Origin of the sequence: Duganella sp. OV510, from assembly GCF_900100205.1 — a bacterium.
Classification (GTDB): Bacteria; Pseudomonadota; Gammaproteobacteria; order Burkholderiales; family Burkholderiaceae_D; genus Rugamonas.
The window spans coordinates 18,250-43,638 of the sequence record NZ_FNEQ01000006.1; the positions used below are offsets into that span (position 1 = coordinate 18,250).

Here is a 25,389-nt window from a genome sequence, read left to right on the forward strand (position 1 = left end):
TTCCCTGATCAGAACTTCAGCGCATAGCCCAGCGTGACGGTGCGGCCACGGCCGGCAAAGTAGCGGGTCGGCTCGACCAGCGCGCTTTGCGAGTAATACGTGATGTAGTCCTTGTCGAACAGGTTGGAGACGCCCAGCCGCAGCGCGCCCTGATCGAGCTTGTAGTTGAGCGAGGCGTCGGCCAGCGTGTAGCCGCTGAAGCGTTTGGCCGCATCGTCGAAATTCTGGCTGAACGCATGCTGTACCTGGATGAAGGACGATAGTTTGTCGCTCCAGCTGGCGTTCCAGTTGGCGATCACGCGGTTCGGCGCGACGTTCAGGCCATCCAGGCGGGCATCCAGGCTGCCATCGCTGTTGCTGTCGTAGCGGCCCTTGGTATAGGCATAGGCAAGGCTGGCGCGATGGGCTTTGCTGAAGCGGTAGGTGGCGCTGGCGTCATAGCCTTCCAGCCGCGTCTTCTCGCGCGCCATCGAGAACAGGCCGTTGACCGATACCACGCGCGTGCCGAAGTCCGAGTCGGAGCGGTAGTAGGACGCGTCCAGCTCCCATTGATCGCGGCGCACGCGGGCGCCCAGTTCCGCGCCTTTGGTCAGGATCGGCTCCAGCGCGCGCAGGCTGCTGATGCTCTGGCCCGGCGTGTTGATCGAGCGCAGCGTGCGGCCGATGTCGGGCAGGCCAAAGCCTTCGGAATAGCTGGTGTACAGCGTGACGCCGCGCACTGGCGTGATCACCAGGCCGATATTATTCAGCGTCTCATTGAACTTGATCTTGCCGCCCTGGACCAGGGTATTGTTATAAGCGGCCAACGTACGGTAGGTATCCACTTTCAGATCGGCGTTTTCGCGGCGTACGCCGGCGTGCAGCATCACCGAGTCCAGCAACTTGTATTCGGCTTGCGTGAACAGCGACAGGTTGCTGTATTTCGACTCGGGCACGAAGGTGCGGCCGGTGCCATACATATCCTGCTTGCCTTGGTCGAACAGGCTGTCGAAACCGATGGTCAGCTTCAGGCGGCCGTCCAGCAGTCCGGCCTTGCTCAGTCCGAGCTTGCTGCCGTATTTGGACGCCACAGCGCGCGACTGGTCATACAGCGTGCCACGCGGGGCGATGGTCACGTCCTGGAAGGTGGCTGAATTGTCGGCGCCGAACAGGCCGACGAACTCCTGGTTGAACACCATCGCCGACAATTCCATGCCGGCCAGGTCGTCGTGCTGGTAGCTGGCGCTGGAGGTCCAGACGTCGTTCCAGGCCGGCGTGCCGGGTGGCGTACCTTCGCGCGAGGTTGATGGAATGCCCTGCGTGCGGTTGCCGGCCACGCCGACGTAACTGGCCTTGGACTTGATGCGGTAACGGTTGACGGAGAATTGCAGGCGCTGGCGGTTGTCCGGCCGGTAGCCCAGCTTGGCCAGCACGTCATAGCTGCGCGAGTCCATCAGGTCGCCCTGGGTGACATCGACGCCGATGGCACGGCCTTTGCCATCCAGGTACAAGCCCTGGTCTTCGTAGCCGACGGCGAACAGATAGTCCAGCTTGTCCAGGCGGCCGTCGAGGCGATAGTTGGTCTTGTAGTTCAGCGTCTCGCCTTCCACCTGGGTGGTTGGCGCGGTTACCTGAACGTCGATGCGCTGGTTCAGCGTGCCTTTTTCAGGTCTGCGCGTGATGATGTTGATGGTACCGCCGGTGGCGCCCAGACCGTTGATGGCGTTTGGGCCCTGGATAATTTCGATGCGGTCGACCATGGCGTAGTCGATGGTATGCGCCTCGCGGCCGGTAGGACGTACCGGATTCGATTGCGGCACGCCGTCGATCAGGATCAGCGGCGTGCGGCCGCGCAGCGTCTCGCCGGAGCCGTTCATCTTGCCACGGCTGGGCGTATAGGAGGGCAGGATGTTGCTCAGCACATCAGAGGAATTGCTGGAGATGGTCAGCTGACGTTCGATGTCCTCGCGCTTGATGACCACTGCTGTTTGTGGCGCCTTGTCCACCTCGATGTTGGAACGCGAGGCTGAAATGACAACAGCGTTGTTAATTGGCGTCTCTTGCTCTTGCGCCTGCGCGTGTGCGCTCAGGCCGGCCAGCATGGCGGCAAACAGGGGGCGGAATCGTAACATGGTGGACTGGTGCTGAGGCACTGCGGGCTCCTGAATCAAATGAGAATGTCTATCATTATCATTTATCGGCTTTGCCGTTGTCAACAACGCAATCGGCTGACTCGCAGTGTGGTAGTCATACCTTTTTCGATATCAAAAACCCTAAAAAATTGATTGGTTTGTTTGCGCGCCAGCCCCTACCATTTGGCTCCAGAAGGCTGCTTTGACGCAGCTCTCTAGAAAAACGACACACTGGAGACTTATGAAACACACCGTATCCGGGGCCACCGAGTCCCAGGCGATGCATCGCCTCGTCCTTAAATCCGGCGTCGCCGTCCTGGCCGCCGCTGGCCTGTTGAGCGCATTCCCGGTTGTAGCGCAAGAAACCACCCCGGTTACCGAAGAAGCCGCGCCAGTGGCGGCAGAAGCGACGGTGACCGTGACCGGCGTGCGCCGCGCAGCCCAAAGCGCGCAAAAGATTAAAAAGGATGCCGATAACGTTATCGATTCCATCGTTGCAGATGACATCGGCAAGTTCCCGGATACAAACGTCGGCCAGACCATCGCCCGCGTCACCGGCGTGCAGGTGCGTCGCGATGGCGGCGAAGCCAACACGGTGCTGATCCGCGGCTTGCCCGGCATCGCCACCATGCTGAATGGCCGTGAGCTGTTCACCACCACCGGCCGTTATATTCAGCTGGCCGATATTCCATCGACCATGCTGCAACGCGTGGACGTGTACAAATCGCAGAGCGCGGACCTGATCGACGGCGGCATCGCCGGTGTGATCGACGTGCGCACCAACCGTCCGTTCGACTTCAAGGGCTTCACTGCCGTGGTCAATGGCGGCGCCACCAATAACTCGCTGGCCAGCCGCACCGACCCTAACCTGAGCGGCATGATTTCGAACCGCTGGAAGACCGACATCGGCGAATTCGGCGCATTGTTCGGCGTGTCGTACGTGCGTAATCACTATTCGGAAGAGCGCGTCTTCAACACCAAGCCGATCGACAAGAGCTGGTTGCTGCCTAACCTGACCGGCCCGGACTTGCTTGGCCTGCAGAATATCGAAGGCGACCGTCGCCGCGCCGCCGGCAACTACGCCTTGCAATGGAAGCCGAACAAGGACCTGGAAGTCTATGCCGAAGGCCTGGGTACCCATTTCCTGAGTAATTTCGAGACTGACTATCTGGTGGCGCTGCCATGGTGGGGCCCTGGCGACACCATGAGCGGCACCAAGATTCCTGGCTCGAACCAGTTGCAGACGCTGAATTCGCACAACGTCAACACCATCATGTCGACCCAGGCCAATCGTCAGGACAACGTGACCCAGCAGCACGCTGTTGGCGCCCGCTGGAACGCCGCGCCGGGCCTGCGCCTGAGCACCGAGATCGCCCGCACACTGTCGCGCTTCGATTGGCAGAATCCTATTCTGGATACGCTGACCACCGTGCCGAATGCCAGCGTCAACACCAATCTGAATGGCTCGGCCAACGTTGCCTACGGCGGCATTGACCTGAACGATCCGAAGAACTACCAGTTCAATGCACTGTTCGACCGTTATGGCCACGACACCGGCTCTTCGACCGACTGGCGCGCCGACGGCACCTATGCGCTGGAAAGCGATGGCTTCTTCAAGGACTTCAGCTTCGGCACCCGCGTTGCCAAGCGTCGCGCCGATTCGATCAAGTCCTTCGAAGGCTCGACCGCCGCGCTGCCTGGCGTGGGCGTCAGCACGCTGCCGGGCCTGAACTGCACCGCCGATATGTCGAACAACTGGGGCACTACGTCGTGGTACACGCCTTGCGCCAGCTACCTGATTTCCAATACCGCCGATGTACGCAATGCCGTCACCGGTTCGAGCGCTGCCCGTGCATTGGACCCAGGGTCGTACTTCGCCGACGAAGAGAAGAACTACGCCTTGTACGGCAAAGCCCACGTGGGCTGGGAAGTGGCCGGTATTCCGGTAGATGGCGTGATTGGCATGCGTGTCACCAAGACCGACTCCAACCTGCTGGGTAATTCGATGGTGGGCACCAGCTATGTGCTGACCTCGAAGAAGAGCAGCGACACCACCTATCTGCCGAGCGCCAACTTCAAGCTGCAACTGCGCGATGACCTGATTGGCCGCCTCTCGGTGACCAAGACGCTGACCCGTCCTGATTTCGCCCAGCTGAATCCTGGCACCGCGTATGTGAAAGCCAGCGCCACTGTCGACCCGACCGCATCGGGCGGCAACCCGGACCTGAAGCCGTTCACCGCGCGTAACTACGACGGCTCGCTGGAATGGTACTTCTCGTCGACCGGCATGGCCAGCGTTGCGCTGTTCCGTCACGAGTTCAAGGGCTACATCATGAACACCCAGACCAAAGAGGTGTTCAATGGCGAGACCTACCTGACCACGCGTCCGTTCAACACCGATGACGGCTACCTGCAAGGCGCCGAGGTATCGTACCGCACCTTCTTTGACAAGCTGCCTGGCTGGTGGGGTGGATTTGGTGTGGAGGCGAATGCTACCTACACCGAAGGCAAGACTACTTCCTCGTCCGTGGTTGGCAACGTCGCCAACGGCAAGCCGTTCGCCGGCATGTCGAAATGGTCGTACAACCTGGTGGCGCTGTATGAGAAGAATGGCATTTCGGGCCGCCTGGCTTACAACTGGCGCTCGAAGTTCACTCAGGTGTACAACGACAGCGATACGGGCCTGGATCTGATCGCGTCGCCGATGTCGTCGCTGGATGGTTCGCTGGGCTACAAGATCAATGAGAGCACGTCGATCACGCTGACCGGCGCCAACCTGTTGAACTTCAAGTACACCGACTACTGGAGCAATAAATCGCTGTACCCGCGTGACACTCGTCGTTATGATCGCTCGGTTGGTCTGTTCCTGAACTGGAAGATCTAAGTAGTTTGTAGTTTCATACGGCCGCGTCCCCCGCTTGAGCGAGGGCGCGGCCTCGCACATTGAGGTAATCAAGATGTCAAATCAAAAAATGCCGGTGCTGGAGAAGATCGGATTCGGTGCAGGAGACATGGCGCTGAACGTGGTGATCTCGTCGATGATGTTGATGATCACCTTCTTTTATACAGACGTGTATGGCCTGGCCACCACCGACCTGGCGCTGCTGTTCGTGCTGGTGAAGATCATCGGCGCTGCCAGCGACCTGGTGATGGGTCAGATCACCGACCGCGTCATGACGCGCTGGGGACGTTACCGCCCGTGGCTGCTGTTCCTCGCCGTACCTTATGGCTTGAGCGTCTTCCTGGTTTTCTCTACTCCCGACTGGGGCTACAGCGCAAAGCTGATCTGGGCCTACTCGACCTACATCATCATGACACTGATGACCTCCGGCGTCGGCGTCTCGTATATTTCATTGCCCAGCACCTTGTCGAATGACCCGCAGCAGGTGTTGTCGGCCAACGGCTACCGCCTGTTCCTGGCCAAGGTCGGCGCCTTCATGGTGACGGTGGTGGTGCCCTTGCTGTCCGAGCGCTGGGGCGGCGGCAATGCTGCCGTCGGCTACCAGGCCGCAATGGGCGTGATGGCCGCGATGGGCGTGGTGCTGTTCCTGTTCTGCTTTTTCACCACCAGGGAACGCGTGGTGCACAAGGTGCAACGCCAGCCGCTGACCGAACAGATCAAGGTGTTGGCGCAGAATGACCAGTGGCTGATCCTGTGCGGGGTCTGCGTGGTCGGCACCATCGGTTACGTGGTGCGCGGTTCGGTGGCCATCTACTACGCCAAGTATTACCTGGGCGCGAATACCGAAACGGTATCGGCCTTCCTGTCGACCGGCGTGGCGGCTGCCATCTTGTCGATGGTCGCCTCGACCTGGATCACCAAGTTCTATTGCAAGGTCAAGCTGTTCCGCTGGACGCAGATCGCCGTTGGCGTGATCAGCGTGGCAATGTACTTCCTGGTCAAGCCGGGCGATGTGGCGCTGGCCTTCGCGCTGTACTTCCTGCTGTCCTTCGTGGTGGACCTGCACGCGCCGGTGTTCTGGTCGGCGATCGCCGAGACCATCGACTATGGCACGCTGAAAACCGGCAAGCGCGTTTCCGGCTTCGCCTTCGGCGGTATCTCCGTCTGCCAAAAGGCCGGCATGGGTATCGCCGGCGCGCTGGTGGGCCTGCTGCTGACATATTTCGAATACCATCCGAATCAGGAGCAGACGGCGTTCGCCATGCACGGTATCGTATTGATGCTGACACTGATACCTGGTTTCTTCCATACCGTGATGGGCCTGCTGATGTTCAAATATCGTATCAACGATAAATACTATGGCGAGGTCAAAGAGCAGATGGGAGCCAAGGCTCATGTGGCAGTCTAATTTTTTGGAAGATGAAATGGAAAACGTACTCACTCCGCTGATCGAGCAGCGCGCCGATCCACATATCTATCGTCACACCGACGGCTACTATTACTTTACCGCTTCGGTGCCGCAGTACGACCGCATTGAACTGCGCCGCGCGAAAACCATCGCAGGTCTGGTGGATGCCGAGAAGGTCGATGTCTGGCACAAGCCGGACACTGGTGCGTACAGCGAACTGATTTGGGCGCCGGAGCTGCACTACAACGACGGCGCCTGGTACGTCTACTTCGCCGCCGCACCTAGCCGCGAGATCAAGTACAAGCTGTTCCAGCACCGCATGTACGCGATTCGTAACACCAACGCCAATCCGCTGGAAGGCGAGTGGGAGTTCATGGGCCAGATCGATACCGGTATCGACACCTTCTGCCTGGACGCCACCACCTTCACCCACAAGGGGCAGCTGTTCTACGTGTGGGCGCAAAAGGACAACGCCATCGAAGGCAACTCCAACATCTACATCGCGCCGATGAAAACGCCATGGCAGCTGGGCGGTGCGCCGGTCATGCTGACCAAGCCGGAATTCGACTGGGAGATTCGCGGTTTCTGGGTCAACGAAGGTCCGTCGATCCTGAAAAAGAACGGCAAGATCTTCCTCAGCTATTCGGCCAGCGCCACCGATGAGAACTATGCCATGGGCCTGCTGTGGGCGGACGAAAACGCCGACGTCATGGATCCGAAATCGTGGACCAAGGGGAAAGAACCCGTGCTGCAAACCTGCTTCGACCACAAAGTCTACGGTCCAGGCCACAATAGCTTCACCGTAGCGGATGATGGCGAAACCGTGATGTTGGTTTATCATGCTCGCACCTACACCGAAATTATCGGCGACCCGCTGTGGAATCCGGACCGTCACACGTTTGTGAAGCCGCTTAAATGGGATGAGCAGGGCATGCCGGTGTTCGGCAAGCCATCGATAGCATAACGTCGCTCCGGCGCAAGCCGGAGCCCATAGAACACCTGCGACGGCCGGCGAGGAATCAGATCCCGCCGGCCGTCGCGCCATGAGAGAATCGATATGTCAGCAACGATCACTGAATCCCCATTTGGCACGCTGCCGGACGGCCGCGAAGCCACCCTCTACACCCTGACCAACGCCAACGGCATGATCGCCAAGATCAGTGACCTCGGCGGTGTCATCGCCGAACTGCACGTGCCGGACCGCGACGGCGTGCTGGCCGACGTCTGCCATGGCTTCGACGACGTCGCGCCCTACATGGGCGACTCGCATTACTTCGGCGCGCTGATCGGCCGCTATGGCAACCGCATCGGCAATGGCCGATTCACGCTGGACGGCGTCGCCTATCAGCTGGATGTCAATAATGGCGTCAATCACCTGCACGGCGGCGCGGACGGCTTCCACCGTCGCCTGTGGAATGCCGAAACCTTCAATACGCCGAAATCCGTGGGTCTGATCCTGACCTACGTGAGCCCGGACGGCGAGCAAGGCTATCCAGGCAACGCCGAAGTCACGGTCATCTACGAACTGCGCAACGATAATGAACTGCGAATCGCTTTCCATGCCATCACGGACAAGGCGACGCCGATCAATCTGACCAACCACGCCTATTTCAACCTGGCCGGCAAGGGCGATATCCTGGGCCACGAGCTGACCATCCTCGGCGACGCCTATACGCCAGTCGACAGCGGCCTGATTCCAGCCGGCGCGCCGGCAAAAGTAGAGGGTACGCCGTTCGACTTCCGCACGCCGCATACCATCGGTGAACGTATCGATCAAAACGATGAGCAATTGGGTTATGGCTCGGGCTACGACCATAATTTCGTGCTGAACAAAGAGCCGGGCGCCCTGGCGGTTGCTGCGCGCGTGGTCGAGCCATCGTCCGGCCGCGTGCTGGAAGTGCTGACCCAGGAGCCGGGCATCCAGTTCTACAGCGGGAACTTCCTGCATGACGGCGTGAGTGGAAAAGGGCGCATCTACGGCTATCGCAGCGGCTTCTGCCTTGAACCGCAGCACTTCCCGGATTCGCCGAACCGCGCCGACTTCCCATCGACGATTCTGCGTCCAAACGAGGAATACTCGACGGTGATGGCGTACAGGTTCAGCATCGCCTGAGCTATACCAAATTCGATATCGATATCGATAAACAATTTATTGGAAAGTTATCTCAGTACCACTTAGTATGCCTTATCGATGCGGAGGCATGACATTCACGTCTCCGCACAGGAAAATACTGAGGAGAAATGCATGTCTGAGAATGACAAAAAGGTGAAGCTGCGCTCCGCCGAGTGGTTCGGTACCCAAGATAAAAACGGCTTCATGTATCGTAGCTGGATGAAGAATCAGGGTATCCCTGATCATGAATTCGAAGGCAAGCCGATTATCGGCATCTGCAATACCTGGTCCGAGCTGACCCCATGTAATGCCCACTTCCGCAAACTGGCGGAACACGTCAAGCGTGGCATCTACGAAGCCGGCGGCTTCCCGGTTGAATTCCCGGTATTCTCCAACGGCGAATCGAATCTGCGCCCAACCGCGATGCTGACCCGTAATCTGGCGTCGATGGACGTGGAAGAATCGATCCGCGGCAATCCGATGGACGGCGTCGTGCTGCTGGTTGGCTGCGACAAGACCACCCCTGCGCTGCTGATGGGCGCGGCCTCGGTCGATATCCCGACCATCGTGGTGACCGGCGGCCCGATGCTGAACGGTAAACTGAACGGCAAGAATATCGGCTCCGGCACTGCCGTCTGGCAGTTGCACGAGCAGGTCAAGGCTGGTGAAATCTCGATGCACGAGTTCATCGGCGCCGAAGCGGGTCACTCGCGTTCCGCCGGCACCTGCAACACCATGGGCACCGCATCGACGATGGCCTGCATGGCCGAATCGCTGGGCACTTCGCTGCCGCACAACGCCGCCATCCCGGCAGTTGACGCGCGCCGCTATGTGCTGGCGCACATGTCGGGCATCCGCATCGTCGAGATGGTGAAGCAGGATCTGAAGCTGTCGAAGATCCTGACCAAAGAGAATTTCGAAAACGCGATCCGTGTCAACGCCGCCATCGGCGGTTCGACCAACGCCGTGATCCACCTGAAAGCCATCGCCGGCCGTATCGGTGTCGATCTGGAGCTGGAAGACTGGACCCGTGTCGGTCGCGGCACGCCAACCATCGTCGACCTGCTGCCTTCGGGCCGCTTCCTGATGGAAGAGTTCTATTACGCCGGCGGCCTGCCAGGCGTGATCCGCCGCATGGGCGACGGTAACATCCTGCCGCACCCGAACGCGCTGACCGTCAACGGCAAGACCATCTGGGAAAACTGCGTTGATGCGCCTATCTATGACGAGGAAGTGATTCGCACGCTGGATAACCCGATCCGCAAGGATGGCGGCATCTGCATCCTGCGCGGCAACCTGGCGCCACGCGGCGCGGTGCTGAAGCCATCGGCGGCGACGCCTGAGCTGATGCAGCATCGCGGCCAGGCCGTGGTGTTCGAGGACTTTGAACACTACAAGTCGCGCATCATGGACCCGGACCTGGAAGTCACCAAGGATTCCGTGCTGGTGATGAAGAACTGCGGCCCGAAAGGCTATCCAGGCATGGCGGAAGTGGGCAATATGGGCCTGCCGCCGAAGCTGCTGGCGGCTGGCGTCAAGGATATGGTGCGGATCTCGGATGCGCGCATGTCGGGAACTGCATACGGCACCGTGGTGCTGCACGTGGCGCCGGAAGCCATGGCTGGCGGCCCGCTGGGCATCGTCAAGGATGGCGACTGGATCACGCTGGACTGCGCTGGCGGCAAGCTGGATCTGGAGATCTCGGACGAGGAAATGGCTGCACGTCAGGCGGTCCGCGTGGCGGGTAGCGCGCCAGGTCCCAAGACCGGCTACCAGCAGCTGTACATCGAGCACGTGCTGCAAGCCGATGAAGGCTGCGACTTCGACTTCCTGGTCGGTAACCGCGGCTCCGCCGTACCACGCCACTCGCATTAATCATCATCTCGTTGCGCCCTCTACGGAGGGCGCGATTCCAAGGGGACTCCCATGCTACTCGTACAATTCAAGAATGAACAAGGCGCGCGCCAGGTCGGCGTGCTGGAACAGAACACCATCCGCATCATCGACGGCTACAGCACCACCTACGCGCTGGCCCAGGATGCGATCCGCAAATCCGTCGGCCTGGCTGCGCTGGTGGAAAAATCCGTCGGTGCACAAACTGCTGCTTTCGACACTGTAGCCGCAGCCGGCCGCCTGCTGTCGCCACTGGATCACACCGACGACGCCCACACCTACGTCACCGGCACCGGCCTGACCCACCTGGGCTCCGCTGACACCCGCGACGCCATGCACAAGAAAATCGGCGGCGATGTCGAATCCCTGAGCGACTCCATGAAGATGTTCCGCATGGGCGTGGAAGGCGGCAAGCCAGCCGCCGGCAGCGCTGGCGTGCAGCCGGAATGGTTCTACAAAGGTGACGGCTCGATCGTGGCCGCCAGCGGCCAGGACCTGGCCATGCCGGACTTCGCGCTGGACGGCGGCGAAGAGCCGGAAGTCGCTGGCCTGTACGTCATCGGCGACGACGGCCTGCCTTACCGCGTGGGTTTCGCCATCGGTAACGAATTCTCGGACCACGTGACCGAGCGCCAGAACTACCTGTACCTGGCCCACTCCAAGCTGCGCGTCTGCGGCCTGGGCCCGGCTCTGCTGGTCGGCGAAGCGCCTGCCAGCATTGAAGGCACCTCGCGCATCTACGACAAGGAAGGCAAGGTACGCTGGGAGAAGCCATTCTTCAGCGGCGAACAGAATATGTCGCACACCATCGCCAACCTGGAGCACCACCACTTCAAGTACCCGCTGTTCAAGCGTCCGGGCGACGTGCACGTGCACTTCTTCGGCACCGCCACGCTGAGCGTGGCCGACAACATCGTGGTGCAGCCTGGCGAAACCTTTGAAATCGATTCGCCGCAATTCGGCCCGGCGCTGCGCAACAAGCTGGCCGTATTCAAAACCGAAGTCGCGAAAGTGAAAACCTTATGATCATTACCGGCGATGCACTCATTGGCGGCCAGGCCGTCAAAGGCACGGGCGCGGGCGTCCGCGCTTTCAACCCGGCGCTGGGCCAGGTCATCGAGCCTGAGTTCCGTACCGTGGACGCGGCGCAGATCGACCAGGCCTGCCGCCTGGCCGACGAAGCCTTCGACACCTTCCGTTCGCTGAGCGACGAGAAGCGTGCGGCCTTCCTCGACACCATCGCCGATCAGATCATGGCGATCGGCGATGTGCTGGTCGAGCGCGTGATGGAAGAAACCAGCCTGCCGCGCGCCCGCGTGGAAGGTGAGCGTGGCCGCACTGTCGGTCAGCTGAAACTGTTTGCCAACCTGCTGCGCGAAGGCTCGTGGCACGATGTGCGCTTTGACAAAGCTCTGCCAGACCGTACGCCGCCGCGTCCGGACCTGCGCATGCGCATGATCGGCCTCGGCCCTGTGGCTGTTTTCGCGGCCAGTAACTTCCCGTTGGCCTTTTCTGTCGCCGGTGGCGACACCGCATCGGCGCTGGCTGCCGGTTGCCCGGTAGTGCTGAAGGCGCACTTTGCGCACCCTGGCACCTCGGAGCTGGTCGGCCGCGCGGTCGTCAAAGCGGTGGAGATCTGCGGCTTGCCAGCTGGCGTATTCTCGTTGCTGACCGGCGTGGGCAATGAGCTGGGCATAGCGCTGGTGCGTCATCCAGCCATCAAGGCGGTCGGCTTCACCGGCTCGCGTGGTGGTGGCATGGCGCTGATGGCCGCCGCTGCGGCACGTCCGGTGCCGATTCCGGTCTACGCTGAAATGAGCTCGATCAATCCGGTCTTCCTGCTGCCGAACGCATTGAAGAACCGCGCTGAAGATATCGCCGCCGGCTTCGCCGCGTCGCTGACGCTGGGCGTGGGCCAGATGTGCACCAATCCTGGCCTGGTGCTGGCGATTGATGGTCCGGATCTGCAACGCTTCACCGCCGCTGCCTCGCAAGCGCTGGTGGGCGGCGCAGCCTGCTCGATGCTGTCGCCGGGTATTGCTGGCAACTTCGCTCGCGGTGTCAGCCAACTGGCGGAACATGCGGATGTGAAGACGCTGGCATTGGCGCCGCAGGCAGAAGGCAAGGGCGCTCCTGCGCTGTTCGTGTCGTCGGCATCGGCTTTCCTGTCGCAGCATGCGCTGCAAGAGGAAATCTTTGGCCCGGCGTCGCTGGTCATCGCGTGCAAGGATGTGGCCGAACTGCGCCAGGTGACGGAAAAACTGGAAGGCCAGCTGACCGCCACGCTGCAAATGGACGAAGGTGACCTTGAGGCGGCGCAGTCGCTGCTGCCTGTGCTGGAGCGTAAAGTGGGCCGCATCCTGGCCAATGGCTATCCAACCGGTGTGGAAGTTGCGAGCGCCATGGTGCACGGCGGCCCGTTCCCGTCGACGTCGGACGGTCGTTCCACCTCGGTCGGCACCGGCGCAATCACGCGTTTCCTGCGTCCGGTGTGCTACCAGAACTTGTCGCAGGCGCTGCTGCCGGAAGTCCTGCGCGATAACGGCAGCGCCACCTGGCTGCGCCGCGAAGGCGAATTGACCCGCAACTAAACAGTCGCCGGAGCGACGATAATAATGGAGACTGTATGACACAACTGGCCAAGTTCGGCAGCTTGCGCGGAAAGCGCGTATTCATCACCGGCGGCGGTACCGGTATCGGCGAAGCGATGGTCATCTCTTTCGCAGAGCAAGGCGCGCAAGTTGCCTTCGTCGATATCGCCCGCGATCCAAGCCTGGCGCTGGTGCGCCGCGTGAAGGAAGCCGGCTATCCTGAGCCGCTGTTCCGCCAGTGTGACATCACAGACATCCCTGCGCTGCAAGCCACCATCACTGAACTGGCTGGCCTGGTCGGCGACTTCGACATCCTGGTCAACAACGCCGCCAATGACCAGCGCCACGAAACCGCCGAAGTCACGCAAGAATTCTGGGACAAGTGCATCGCCGTCAACCAGCGCCCGATGTTCTTCACCTGCCAGGCTGTCCTGGAAGGCATGAAGAAGAAGGGCGCCGGTTCCATCATCAACGTCGGTTCGATCTCCTGGCACGTCAAGAACGCAGGCTATCCAGCCTACGCCACCACCAAGGCAGCCACGCATGGTCTGACCCGTGGCCTGGCGCGCGAATTCGGCGCCCACGGCATCCGCGTCAACACCGTTACGCCAGGCTGGGTGATGACCCAGCGCCAGATCGACCTGTGGCTGGACGATGCCGGTGAAGAAGACATCAAGCGCAATCAGTGCTTGCAGAACAAGCTGATGCCGCAGCACGTGGCATCGATGGTGCTTTTCCTGGCCGCCGAGGACGGCGCCATGTGCACCGCGCAGGAATTTATCGTCGACGCAGGCTGGGTATAAACCGCTTGCAGTAACACTGTTCGCCCCCGGAGACAACCGCACGTACGATGCGGCGGGGTATCTCAACCATAGATAAATGGTAGGAACATGGTGAATACAACCGTAGTCACGGCGCTGTCCTGCGCCGCTGCAATCCTCGCGGCCGGCCCGGCCGCCGCACAAACTAATACCGCGTCGCCTACCCGCGCCGCAACCGCCTCCGCGTTGGCCGCCGCTGCAACCGGCTCCGCGTCGTCCGCCGCGCGTTTTGCGGCGCTGCGCAGCCCTGACAACCATATCGCTGTTACGGTGCGTGCCGCTGATGGCAAGCTGACGTACACGATTGCGCGCGATGGCAAGCCTGTCTTGCTGGCCTCGGAACTTGGCCTGCAACTCGCCGGCGCCGACCTGGCCAACGACCTGTCGCTGGTGGCCGCCTCCGCGCCGCGCGCGGTGGAAGACCACTACCAGATGGCGGTCGGCAAACGCAAGGACATCACCTACCGCGCCAATGAGCAAATCTGGTCGCTGCAAAACGCCAAACAGCAGAAGATCGACGTCGTCTTCCGCGTCTCCAACGACGGCGTCGCATTCCGCTACGTCGTGGCCGAGCCATCGCTGCCGCTGAAAAAGCTGGTGCAGGAACACACCACCTTCGCGCTGCCCGCCGGCGCCAAAGCCTGGCTGCAACCGATGTCCGTTGCCCAAACCGGCTGGAGCAACACCAATCCATCCTACGAAGAGCACTACCAGATGGAGATCCCGGTAGGCGCCAAATCACCAACCGAAGCTGGCTGGGTATTCCCCGCGCTGTTCCGCACCGGCGCCAACTGGCTCGCCATCTCCGAAGCCAATATGGACGGCAGCTGGCAAGCCTCACGCCTGGCGCAGGATTCCAGCGGCGGCGAATACCGCATCGGGAACCCGATGGCGCCGGAGGTCTACACCAATGGCGGCTTGATGGCCGAAGTGGAGGGTACGCTTACCTCGCCATGGCGCATCATCGCCCTCGGCTCGCTGAGCACCGTCACCAACTCCACGCTGGGCACCGACCTGGCCGCACCGGCCGTCGCCTTCGACGCCACCCGCATCAAGCCGGGCCGCGCCTCGTGGAGCTGGGCGATCCTGAAAGATGACTCCATCGTCTACGACGTACAGAAGAAGTTCATCGACTACGCCGCCGACATGAAATGGGAATACACCCTCATCGACGTCAACTGGGACCGCAACATCGGCTACGACAAGATCAAGGAACTGGCCGACTACGCGGCAAAGAAAAACGTCGGCCTGATCCTCTGGTACAACTCCTCCGGCCCATGGAATAAAACTGAATATTCCCCCAAAGGCCAACTGCTCACGCACGAACAGCGCGTCAAGGAATTCAAGCGCCTGAGCGACATCGGCATCAAGGGCCTGAAAATCGACTTCTTTGCCGGCGATGGCCAATCGATGATCGCCTACTACAACGACATCCTGCGCGACGCTGCGGCAGCCGGTTTGCTGGTCAACTTCCACGGCTCGACGCTGCCGCGCGGCTGGCATCGCACCTGGCCTAACCTGATGACGATGGAAGCGATCAGAGGTTTCGAGTTCACCACCTTCGAACAGAAGGATCAGGAGGCGATGCCGAGCCACGCCGCCATGCTGCCGTTCACCCGCAACCTGTTCGATCCGATGGACTTCACGCCGGTCGTCTTCGGCGATATCCCGAAGATCAAGCGCGCCAGCACCAACGGCTTTGAACTGGCCACCTCGGTGCTCTACCTGTCCGGCATCCAGCACTTCGCCGACACGCCAGAAGGCATGGCCACCGCGCCGGACTACGTAAAGAAATTCATGCAGAACGTACCACGCAGCTGGGACGACAGCCGCCTGGTTGACGGCTATCCCGGCAAGTACGCCGTCGTCGCGCGCCGCTCCGGCGATACCTGGTACATCGCCGGCATCAACGGCGCCGACAAAGAGAAAACGCTGACGCTGGACTTGTCCTTCGTCGGCAGCAAGCAGGGCGTCATCATCACCGATGGCAAGGAAGCCCGTAGTTTCAACCAGCGCGCCATCGCCGCCGGCAAAAAAGTAGTCGTCACCGTCAAGCCGCATGGCGGCTTTGTCATCCAACTATAAAACAGGAGACTAATCAATGAACCCAATCCAACGCGGCGTACTCGCCCTGTGCATGCTGGCCTCGGGCAGCGCATTCGCAGCAGAAATCACCATCGACACCGGCAAGCCGGGCGCGGTGATCAACAAGGACGTGTACGGCCAGTTCGCCGAACACCTGGGCACCGGTATCTATGAAGGTATCTGGGTCGGCCCGAAATCGAAAATCCCTAACACCAAGGGCTGGCGCAACGACGTGGTCGGCGCGCTGAAAGACATCCAGGTGCCGCTGGTGCGCTGGCCGGGCGGCTGCTTTGCCGACGAATACCACTGGCGCGATGGCATCGGCCCGCGCGAGAAGCGCCCGGTCAAGGTCAACACCAACTGGGGCGGCGTGGATGAATCCAACGCCGTCGGCACGCACGAGTTCTTCGACCTGGTCGACCTGTTGGGCGCGGACGCCTACGTCAACGGCAACCTGGGCACCGGCAGCGCACAGGAAATGTCGGAGTGGGTCGAGTACATGACCTCCGACAGCAAATCGACGCTGGCCAACCTGCGCCGCAAAAACGGCCACGACAAGCCATTCAAGGTGGCTTACTTCGCCGTCGGTAACGAGGCCTGGGGCTGCGGCGGCAATATGAGCCCGCAGTATTACTCGGACCTGTACAAGCAGGTCGAGACCTTCCTGCGCGCGCCGAAGCAGTACCGTCCGAAGATCATCGCCAGCGGCGGTAACGACAACGACCTGACCTGGTCGGATGTGCTGAGCAAGGAGCTGAAGAAGCAAACCGAAGGCATCAGCTTCCACTACTACACCATCCCGACTGGCAAGTGGGAAGGCAAGGGAGCGTCGACCGGCTTCCAGGAAAACGAGTGGATCTCGACCCTGTCCAACACGCTGCGCATGGAAAGCCACATCCAGAAAAACAGCGCCGTCATGGACAAGCATGACCCGGAGAAGAAACTGGGTCTGTTCGTCGACGAGTGGGGCACCTGGTATGACGTGGAAAAGGGCACCAACCCTGGCTTCCTGTTCCAGCAAAACACCCTGCGTGACGCGGTGGTGGCGGCGCTGAACTTCAACATCTTCCACGCTCACGCCGAGCGCGTGCGGATGACGAATATCGCGCAGATGGTCAATGTGCTGCAGGCGATGATCATCACCGACAAGGACAAGATGCTGCTGACGCCAACCTATTACGCGTACCAGATGTATGTGCCGTTCCAGGGCGCGACTTCGTTGCCGATTTCGCTGAAGGATAATCCGGACTATTCGGCTGGCGGTTTCAAGGTCCCTGAGATCAGTGCATCGGCGGCGCGCGCCAAGGATGGCAAGGTGTATGTGGCACTGGTGAATACGAATCCGAACAAGGCTGTCGATGTGGCGGTGAATATTCCTGGCCAGGCTGTGAAGTCGGTCAAGGGCCGTGTCCTGACTGCTGCTGCGATGGATGCGCACAACACCTTCGCTGCGCCGCAAGCGATCAAGCCGGCAGCATTCAGCGCCAGCGCTGGTGCGGATGGCAAGCTGACTGTCAAGGTTCCGGCCAAGGCCGTGATCGTGGTGGCAGTGGAGTAAACGCATGGATGACATCAAGCTCACCCGCCGCAAGGTAATTACTGCGGGCGGTGTGGCCTTGGTGTTGGCCGGTTGCGGCGGCGGGGGAGGTGGCGGCAGCGTCACTCCAACGCCGACGCCTGCTCCAACGCCGACACCAACGCCAACGCCGACACCAACGCCGACACCGACACCGACACCGACGCCGACTCCAACGCCAACCACCGTCACGTTTGGCGAGGCATCGGTCCACGATCCATCCGTCATCAAGGTGGACGGCACGTTCTACGTGTTCGGCTCCCACCTGGCGGCGGCCAAATCGACGGACCTGATGAACTGGACCAAGATCGCCGACGGCGTCAACGCGGCAAATCCATTGTTCAACAATGTGGTGACCGCACTGGCAGACACCTTCGCCTGGGCACAGGTTACCGATACCTGGGCGCCGGACGTGGTCCGCCTTGCCGATGGCAAGTTCTATCACTACTACTGCGCCTGCAAAGGCGACTCCCCGCGCTCGGCGCTCGGCCTGGCTGTGGCAGACAAGGTGGAAGGCCCGTACATCAACAAGCAGATCCTGCTGAAGTCCGGCATGTGGGGCCTGCCAGGCGAAGACGGCGTGACCATCTACGATGCACTGACGATGCCGAACGTGGTCGATCCGAACACCTTCTTCGACCAGAATGGCAAGCTGTGGATGATCTATGGGTCGTACTCGGGCGGCATCTTCATCCTGGAGATGGACACGGCCACCGGCTTGCAGAAGCCCGGACAGGGCTATGGCAAGCACCTGATCGGCGGGAATCACAGCCGCATCGAAGGCGCATACGTGATGTATAGCGCGCAGTCCAAGTTCTACTATATGTTCACCTCTTTTGGTGGGCTGGATGCGAATGGCGCCTACAACATGCGCGTTGCGCGTTCGCTGAATCCGGATGGTCCGTATCTGGACGCAAAGGGCAACGACATGGCCAACGTCAAGTCGAATCCCGCGCTGCCGTTGTTTGACGATGCAACCATCGCGCCATTCGGCCAGAAGATCATGGGCAATCACCAGTTCGCGCTGGCGGCGGGTGAGACGGGCGTGCCGCTTGGCTATGTGTCGCCGGGCCACAACTCGGCTTATTATGAGGCGTCGACCGGGCAGTACTTCCTGATCTTCCATACGCGCTTCCCGAATTCCGGCGAACTGCATCAGATCCGCGTGCATGAGATGTTCATCAATGCGGATGGCTGGCCGGTGGTGGCGCCGTTCCGTTACGCACCGCTAAGCAAAAACGCGACGTCGCTGTCGGCGGAAGTGACGGCGGCCGACGTGGTGGGCACGTACAAGATGATTAACCACGGCAAGGACATTTCGACGACGATCAAGACGTCTTCGAATGTTGTACTGGCGGCGGATGGTACGGTGTCGGGCGCGGCCAGCGGAACGTGGAAGCATGATGGCAGCAACAGGATCACCCTGACGCTGGGCACGGCCGGGACTTTCGCTGGCGTGTTGTCGCGTCAGTGGAACACCAATGCCAGCGCGTTTGTGGTGACGTGGACGGCGCAGTCGGTGGATGGTGTGTCCATCTGGGGCGCGCGTACTGGTAATTAAGAGAGGCGAGATATGAAGTATGTTTTATCGATGGTGGCGTTCGCGCTGGCGGCAGCGGGCAGCACGGCCAAGGAAGTGAGCGTGCATGATCCGGTGATGGCGAAAGAGGGCGATACCTACTACGTGTTCAGCACGGGGCCGGGTATCACTTTCTACAGCTCGAAGGATATGAAGAACTGGACGCCGGAGGGCCGCGTTTTCAAGGGCCAGCCGGTGTGGGCGAAGAAGGCTGCGCCAACGTTCGACGATCATATCTGGGCGCCCGATGTTCAGTTCCATAACGGGAAATATTATCTGTACTATTCCGTTTCGGGCTTTGGCAAGAACACGTCCGGTATCGGCGTCACCGTCAATAAAACGCTGAATCCTCGTTCGTCTGATTACAAGTGGGAAGATCAAGGGATGGTACTCCAGTCGGTGCCTAACCGCGACGACTGGAACGCCATCGATCCAAATGTGATTCAGGATGAGAAGGGCGATGCATGGATGTCGTTCGGCTCCTTCTGGAGCGGGCTGAAAATCGTCAAGCTGAATAAGGAGTGGACTGGCCTGGCCGAGCCGCAGGAATGGCATGCGATCGCCAGCCGCACCAATGGTGCTTCCGGTTCGGGCGAGAAGGCTGGCGCTGGCGAGATCGAGGCGCCGTACATCTTCAAGAAGGGCGATTACTATTATCAGTTCGTGTCATTCGGCTTGTGCTGCAAGAAGGCGGACAGCACTTATCACGTAATGGTGGGACGCTCGAAATCGGTCACTGGTCCGTATGTGGATAAGAACGGCGTCGACATGATGAAGGGCGGCGGCACGCTGGTGATTGCCGGCGACAAGGACTGGAAGGGCCTCGGCCACAACAGCGCCTACACCTTCGACGGCAAGGAATACCTGGTGCTGCACGCCTATGAGACGGCGGATAACTACCTGCAGAAGTTGAAGATCATGCCGATGCAGTTTGACGCCGCTGGCTGGCCAGCTGTTGACAAGGCTGATCTCAACAAATATCGCAGCGTCCAGCTGCCTGCAAAATAATGGCTGCCTCGCGCACGGATATCGGCCCAGCGCAGGCTGCGGAATCGCTTTCTCCTCGGCGTCCGGTGCGTCGGCGGGTGCTGAAGCTGGCCGCTGGCACGGCTGCCACGGTCGCGTCTCACGGCGCGTTTGCTGCCTCGGGCACGGCTATCGCTACGCCGGATGCGCTGAAGGACGGCCCGGTGGCACTGTTCCCGCTGAGCGCCGTGCGGCTCGGACCGAGTCCTTTCCTGGATGCCCAACGGACCGACCTGCGCTACATCCTCTCGCTGGATGCGGACCGCCTGCTGGCGCCATTCCTGCGCGAAGCCGGCTTGCCGCTCAAGCAGCCCACTTACGGCAACTGGGAATCCACTGGCCTCGATGGCCACATGGGCGGCCACTACCTGTCCGCGCTGGCGCTGATGTACGCATCTACTGGCGACAAGGAAATCCACCAACGCCTGAACTACGCCGTCGCCGAACTTAAACGCTGTCAGCAAGCCAACGGCAACGGCTACATCGGCGGCATCCCCGGCGGCGCAACCGTATGGCAGGATATCGCCAACGGCAAACTTCAGGCGGACAACTTCTCCGTCAACGGCAAATGGGTCCCGTGGTACAACCTCCACAAAACCTACGCCGGCCTGCGTGACGCGTACGTCTACGCCGGCAACGAAGACGCCCGCGCCATGCTGATCGCCCTCTGCGAATGGACCATCCGCCTCACCGCGCACCTGAACGACGAACAAATGCAATCCATGCTGCGCGCAGAACACGGCGGCATGAACGAAGTCCTGGCCGACGTCGCGCAGATGACCGGCCAGCAGAAATACATGAACCTGGCCATCCGTTTTTCACATCAGGCTATCCTGCAACCGCTGGAACAAGGCAAGGACCAGCTAACCGGCCTGCACGCCAACACGCAGATCCCGAAAGTCATCGGCTTCAAGCGCATTGGCGACATCACCAGCCGCAAGGACTGGCAAAAGGCCGCCGCCTTTTTCTGGCAGACCGTTCACGATCACCGCACTGTCGCCATCGGAGGCAACAGCGTCAAAGAGCACTTCCACGACGATAAGGACTTCTCGTCCATGATTGACGAAGTGGAAGGCCCCGAGACCTGCAACACCTACAATATGCTCAAGTTGACCGAGCTGCTGTTCCAGGGCGACGCCAAGGGAAGCTATGCCGACTATTACGAGCGCGCGCTGTACAACCATATCCTGTCGTCGCAGCACCCGGACAGCGGAGGCTTCGTCTACTTCACGCCGATGCGGCCGAATCACTACCGCGTCTACTCGCAGCCGCAGAAGGCCATGTGGTGCTGCGTTGGCTCCGGTATCGAAAGCCACGCCAAGTACGGAGAATTCATCTACGCACATCGAGGCGATAACCTGTACGTCAACCTGTTCATCCCGTCAACGCTGGACTGGCGCGAACAGGGCGTGCAAATCCGCCAGGCCAACCGCTTCCCGGATGAAGAAAAGAGCACCATCACAGTCAAGGGCAACAAGACCTTCACGCTGAAGATCCGCTACCCGGAGTGGGTGGAGCAGGGCGCATTGCGTATCGCCGTCAACGGCAAGCCAGTAGCGGCGGCCATCGGTGCCGACCGCTATGTCAACGTGCGCCGTGCATGGCGCGATGGCGACAAGGTCGAGATCCACCTGCCGATGAAAACGCGCATTGAGCAGATGCCCGACAAATCTGATTATTACGCCGTGCTGCATGGCCCTGTGGTGCTGGCGGCAAAAAGCGATCCTTTCCCTGGCGAGCAGCTCAACTACCTCGCCGATGACAGCCGCATGGGCCACATCGCCAGCGGTCCGGTGGTGCCTCTGGAGCAGGCGCCGGTGCTGGTCAGCGACAGCACGGCGTTTGCCGGCCGTTTCCGTGCCGTGCCAGGCCGTCCACTGACCTTCACCGCGCCGGGACTGGTGCAAGCCGCAACCACCGGCCCGACAACCTTCGTGCCATTCTTCCGCGTGCACGACGCCCGCTACGTCGTCTACTGGCCTTACTCGACGCCGCGTGAGCTGGCCAAACGCCGCGCGCAAGCAGCTGCGGACGAGAAAGAGCGCCTGGCGCTGGACGCCCAGACCATCGACCAGGTGGCGCCCGGTGAGCAGCAGCCTGAATCCGATCACTTCTTCAATGCCGAAGGCGCGGACGCTGGCATCAACAAAGGCAAGCACTGGCGCCATGCAACCGGCTGGTTCAGCTACGACCTCACCGACAAAAAAGGAGAGGCGCGCGTGCTGCGGTTGACATATTCAAAACTCGACGCCGGCCGCCGCTTCGATATCTTAATCAACGACCAACTGCTGGCCGAAGTGCGTCTGGACGCCAGCGCGCCGCACGAACTGTACACACGTGATTACCCAATTCCGCCCGGCGTAGCAGGGGCTGGCAAGCTGATAGTCAAGTTCGTCGCACGCGAGGGTTCGCTCGCCGGCGGCCTGTATGGACTACGCCTGCTGCGCTGACATACCAAAAAAGATATTGCAGAGTGTGAAAATATCATTGGATAGATATTTATGTTTCTCATAGTATTGATCCAAATAACACTATAAAAAAAACTTACAGGAGACTTGCCATGACATGCAATCGCAGAACCGTACTGTCCACCGCGCTGGCCGCCGCCATCACCCTCAGCGCACCAGGCGCTTTTGCCGCCAAACCGCTGGTAATCGGCTTCTCCCAGGTCGGCGCTGAAAGTGAATGGCGCACCGCGAATACCGTATCGATCAAGGACGCGGCGAAGAAAGAGGGCATCACCCTGAAATTCGCCGACGCCCAGCAGAAGCAGGAAAACCAGGTCAAGGCCATCCGCTCCTTCATCGCCCAGCGCGTCGACGTGATCGCGTTCTCGCCGGTGGTGGAGTCGGGCTGGGATACCGTGCTGCGCGAAGCGAAACGCGCCAACATTCCGGTGATCCTGACCGACCGCGCGGTCAATGTCAGCGATCCTTCGCTGTACGTCAGCTTCCTCGGCTCGGACTTCGTTGAAGAGGGCCGCCGCGCCGGCCGCTGGCTGGTGGAGCGTCAAAAGAAAACGCCTGATGCCGTTTTGAATATCGTTGAGCTGCAAGGCACCGTGGGGTCAGCACCTGCGCTGGACCGCAAAAAAGGCTTTGAGGAGATCATCGCCGGCAATCCGAAGCTGAAGGTACTGCGCTCGCAGACCGGCGATTTCACCCGTGCCAAGGGCAAGGAAGTCATGGAAGCCTTCCTGAAAGCCGAAGGCAAGAAGATCAATGTGCTGTACGCGCACAATGACGACATGGCCATCGGCGCCATTCAGGCGATCGAGGAAGCCGGCCTGAAACCGGGCAAGGATATCCTGGTGATTTCGATCGACGGCGTCAAAGGCGCTTTCGAGGCGATGATCGCCGGTAAGCTGAACGTGACCGTCGAGTGCAATCCGCTGCTTGGCCCTCAGTTGATGCAGATCGCCAAGGACGTCGTGGCCAAGAAGCCTGTACCTAAGCGCGTTGTGACGCAGGAAGGCGTATTCCCGGCCGAAGTCGCGGCCAAGGAATTCCCGAACCGTAAATACTGATACCGATGACGATGAATTCTTCCGCACCCGCGACCCCGGTGCTGGAGCTGCGCGGCATCAGCAAAGCCTTCACCGGTGTGCAGGCTTTGAATGGCGTGTCGCTCAATCTCTATCCGGGTGAAGTCCATACGCTGATGGGCCAGAATGGCGCCGGCAAGTCGACCTTGATTAAAGTGCTGACTGGCGTTTATACGCCGGAGCATGGAGAGATCCTGTTGGCGGGGCAGTCGATTCAGCCGCAGTCCACGCTGGATGCGCAGAACCATGGTATCAGCACTGTTTATCAGGAGGTGAATCTCTGCCCGAATTTGTCGGTGGCGGAGAATATCTTCATGGGCCGTTATCCGCGCAAGTTTGGCCGTATCGACTGGGCTGGCATGGAGAAGCAGGCGGCGGAGCTGCTGGAGCGGATGCAGATTCGTATCGATGTAACGCTGCCGTTGGCGCAGTACCCGCTGGCGATCCAGCAGATGGTGGCGATTTCGCGGTCGCTGCTGGTGTCGGCCAAGGTGCTGATTCTGGATGAGCCGACTTCGTCGCTGGATGAGAAGGAAGTGGATCTGCTGTTCAGCGTTTTGCGTGGCCTGCGCGAGCAGGGCATGGCGATTCTGTTTGTGACGCACTTCCTGGACCAGACATATGCGATTTCGGATCGCATCACGGTAATGCGAAACGGTGAGCGGGAAGGCGAGTACCTGGCCGCAGATTTGTCGCGCGTTGAGCTGGTGAACAAGATGATTGGTGCAGTCGCTGCCGCGAGCAGTGCGCCGGCCCGCGTAGCTATGCAGGCCGATGGGGCGGGCGCGCAGCGCGTGGCGGTAGGAAAAACCGCAAGCGATGCGCGGGACGTAAGCGCGACTGCTGCGGGTGCAGCGGGTGCCGAGGCTGCGGGTGAGGGCGGCGGGGCGGGACAATCGCGCTTCCAGTCCTTCCTGCGCGCCGTGGGCCTGGGCCGCAAGGGGGCGTTGCTACCGATGGATCTGGAGATCCGCAAGGGCGAGTTGCTGGGCCTTGCCGGCCTGTTGGGTTCTGGCCGCACCGAGGCGGCACGTCTGCTGTTCGGCGCGGACAAGGCGGACACCGGCTCAATCACCATTGACGGCAAGGAGCGCAACTTCGCTTCGCCGCGCGACGCCATCGCCGCAGGCATCGGCTTCTGCTCCGAAGACCGCAAGCACGAAGGTGCGATCCTCGACCTGTCGGTGCGCGAGAACCTGATCCTGGCACTGCAAGCCCGCATGGGCATCATGCGTGCCATTCCGCTGAAACGCCAGCAGCAACTGGCGGAAGAATACGTGAAAGCGCTCGGCATCAAGACTGCCAGCATCGAGACGCCTATCGGCTCGCTCTCCGGCGGCAACCAGCAGAAGGTACTGCTGGCACGCTGGCTGGTGACCGATCCAAAACTGCTGATCCTGGACGAACCTACTCGCGGCATCGACGTGCGCGCCAAGCAGGAAATCATGGACTACGTCGCCGCGCTGTGCAAGAAAGGCATGTCCATCCTGTTCATCTCGTCCGAACTGCCGGAAGTGCTGCGCGTCAGCGACCGCATCGTTGTCATGCGCGACCGTAAGCAGGGCGGCGAATACCCGCGCGGCGCGTTGGACGAAACCTCCGTGCTGCACGTGATCGCGGCAGGAGACCAGCATGCATAACTCGCCAGGCGATGCCAGCGACGCGCGCCCGCCGTCGCCCGCCGCCCTGGCTTCAGCTGTCGCTGGGCGCGCGCGCGTGCCTCCCGCCGCATCAACCCAA

General features: G+C 60.8%; 16 protein-coding genes. 15 read left to right on the forward strand and 1 reads right to left on the reverse strand.

All coding sequences use genetic code 11. From position 1 onward, the window contains the following. Positions 1-8: 8 nt before the first annotated feature. On the reverse strand, positions 9-2,111 hold the full coding sequence (locus BLS51_RS16595; protein WP_175472601.1) for a TonB-dependent receptor: 2,103 nt from the start codon (positions 2,109-2,111) through the stop codon (positions 9-11). Between the two features lie 241 nt (positions 2,112-2,352). Between BLS51_RS16595 and BLS51_RS16600 the strand changes: the two genes are divergently transcribed. The 15 genes from BLS51_RS16600 to BLS51_RS16670 all read left to right on the forward strand — a co-directional run bounded on the left by BLS51_RS16600 (position 2,353) and on the right by BLS51_RS16670 (position 25,289). After that, positions 2,353-4,995: a TonB-dependent receptor gene (locus tag BLS51_RS16600; protein WP_090184776.1), complete on the forward strand. Its 2,643-nt coding sequence runs from the start codon at positions 2,353-2,355 to the stop codon at positions 4,993-4,995. Between the two features lie 73 nt (positions 4,996-5,068). Beyond that, positions 5,069-6,421, forward strand: coding sequence for an MFS transporter (locus tag BLS51_RS16605; RefSeq protein WP_090185901.1), 1,353 nt, complete (start codon positions 5,069-5,071; stop codon positions 6,419-6,421). 16 nt (positions 6,422-6,437) lie between these two features. Next, the gene (locus tag BLS51_RS16610; protein ID WP_090184779.1) at positions 6,438-7,385 is read left to right on the forward strand and encodes a glycoside hydrolase family 43 protein; all 948 of its coding nucleotides are present in this window, start codon (positions 6,438-6,440) and stop codon (positions 7,383-7,385) included. A 93-nt stretch (positions 7,386-7,478) separates the two neighbouring features. Then, positions 7,479-8,534: an aldose epimerase family protein gene (locus tag BLS51_RS16615; RefSeq protein ID WP_090184781.1), complete on the forward strand. Its 1,056-nt coding sequence runs from the start codon at positions 7,479-7,481 to the stop codon at positions 8,532-8,534. Positions 8,535-8,666: 132 nt separating this feature from the next. Next, positions 8,667-10,409 (forward strand): IlvD/Edd family dehydratase, encoded by a 1,743-nt coding sequence (locus tag BLS51_RS16620; protein ID WP_090184784.1) that lies wholly within the window; start codon positions 8,667-8,669, stop codon positions 10,407-10,409. A 51-nt stretch (positions 10,410-10,460) separates the two neighbouring features. Beyond that, positions 10,461-11,453 (forward strand): AraD1 family protein, encoded by a 993-nt coding sequence (gene araD1 / locus BLS51_RS16625; RefSeq protein WP_090184787.1) that lies wholly within the window; start codon positions 10,461-10,463, stop codon positions 11,451-11,453. Then, positions 11,450-13,018 carry an aldehyde dehydrogenase (NADP(+)) gene (locus BLS51_RS16630; protein WP_090184790.1) on the forward strand — a complete coding sequence of 523 codons (1,569 nt, stop codon included), beginning with the start codon at positions 11,450-11,452 and terminating at the stop codon, positions 13,016-13,018. Before araD1 ends, BLS51_RS16630 begins: the two co-directional genes overlap by 4 nt. 35 nt (positions 13,019-13,053) lie before the next feature. After that, entirely contained in the window at positions 13,054-13,821 is a 768-nt protein-coding gene (locus BLS51_RS16635) for an SDR family NAD(P)-dependent oxidoreductase (protein ID WP_090184793.1), read from the forward strand. 90 nt (positions 13,822-13,911) lie between these two features. Further along, the gene (locus tag BLS51_RS16640) at positions 13,912-15,924 is read left to right on the forward strand and encodes a glycoside hydrolase family 97 protein (RefSeq protein ID WP_229208068.1); all 2,013 of its coding nucleotides are present in this window, start codon (positions 13,912-13,914) and stop codon (positions 15,922-15,924) included. A gap of 16 nt (positions 15,925-15,940) precedes the next feature. Beyond that, a complete protein-coding gene (locus BLS51_RS16645; RefSeq protein ID WP_090184797.1) occupies positions 15,941-17,482 on the forward strand; it encodes an alpha-N-arabinofuranosidase in 1,542 nt (513 codons plus the stop codon). Between the two features lie 4 nt (positions 17,483-17,486). Next, entirely contained in the window at positions 17,487-19,061 is a 1,575-nt protein-coding gene (locus BLS51_RS16650) for a glycoside hydrolase family 43 protein (protein WP_090184800.1), read from the forward strand. A 12-nt stretch (positions 19,062-19,073) separates the two neighbouring features. Next, a complete protein-coding gene (locus tag BLS51_RS16655) occupies positions 19,074-20,087 on the forward strand; it encodes an arabinan endo-1,5-alpha-L-arabinosidase (RefSeq protein WP_090184803.1) in 1,014 nt (337 codons plus the stop codon). After that, a complete protein-coding gene (locus BLS51_RS16660) occupies positions 20,087-22,555 on the forward strand; it encodes a glycoside hydrolase family 127 protein (RefSeq protein ID WP_090184806.1) in 2,469 nt (822 codons plus the stop codon). The genes BLS51_RS16655 and BLS51_RS16660 overlap by 1 nt, the downstream gene beginning before the upstream one ends. A gap of 110 nt (positions 22,556-22,665) precedes the next feature. Next, entirely contained in the window at positions 22,666-23,631 is a 966-nt protein-coding gene (locus BLS51_RS16665; protein ID WP_090184809.1) for an ABC transporter substrate-binding protein, read from the forward strand. Between the two features lie 5 nt (positions 23,632-23,636). After that, positions 23,637-25,289, forward strand: a complete 1,653-nt coding sequence (locus BLS51_RS16670) for a sugar ABC transporter ATP-binding protein (protein ID WP_090184813.1) — start codon at positions 23,637-23,639, stop codon at positions 25,287-25,289. Positions 25,290-25,389: the final 100 nt, after the last annotated feature.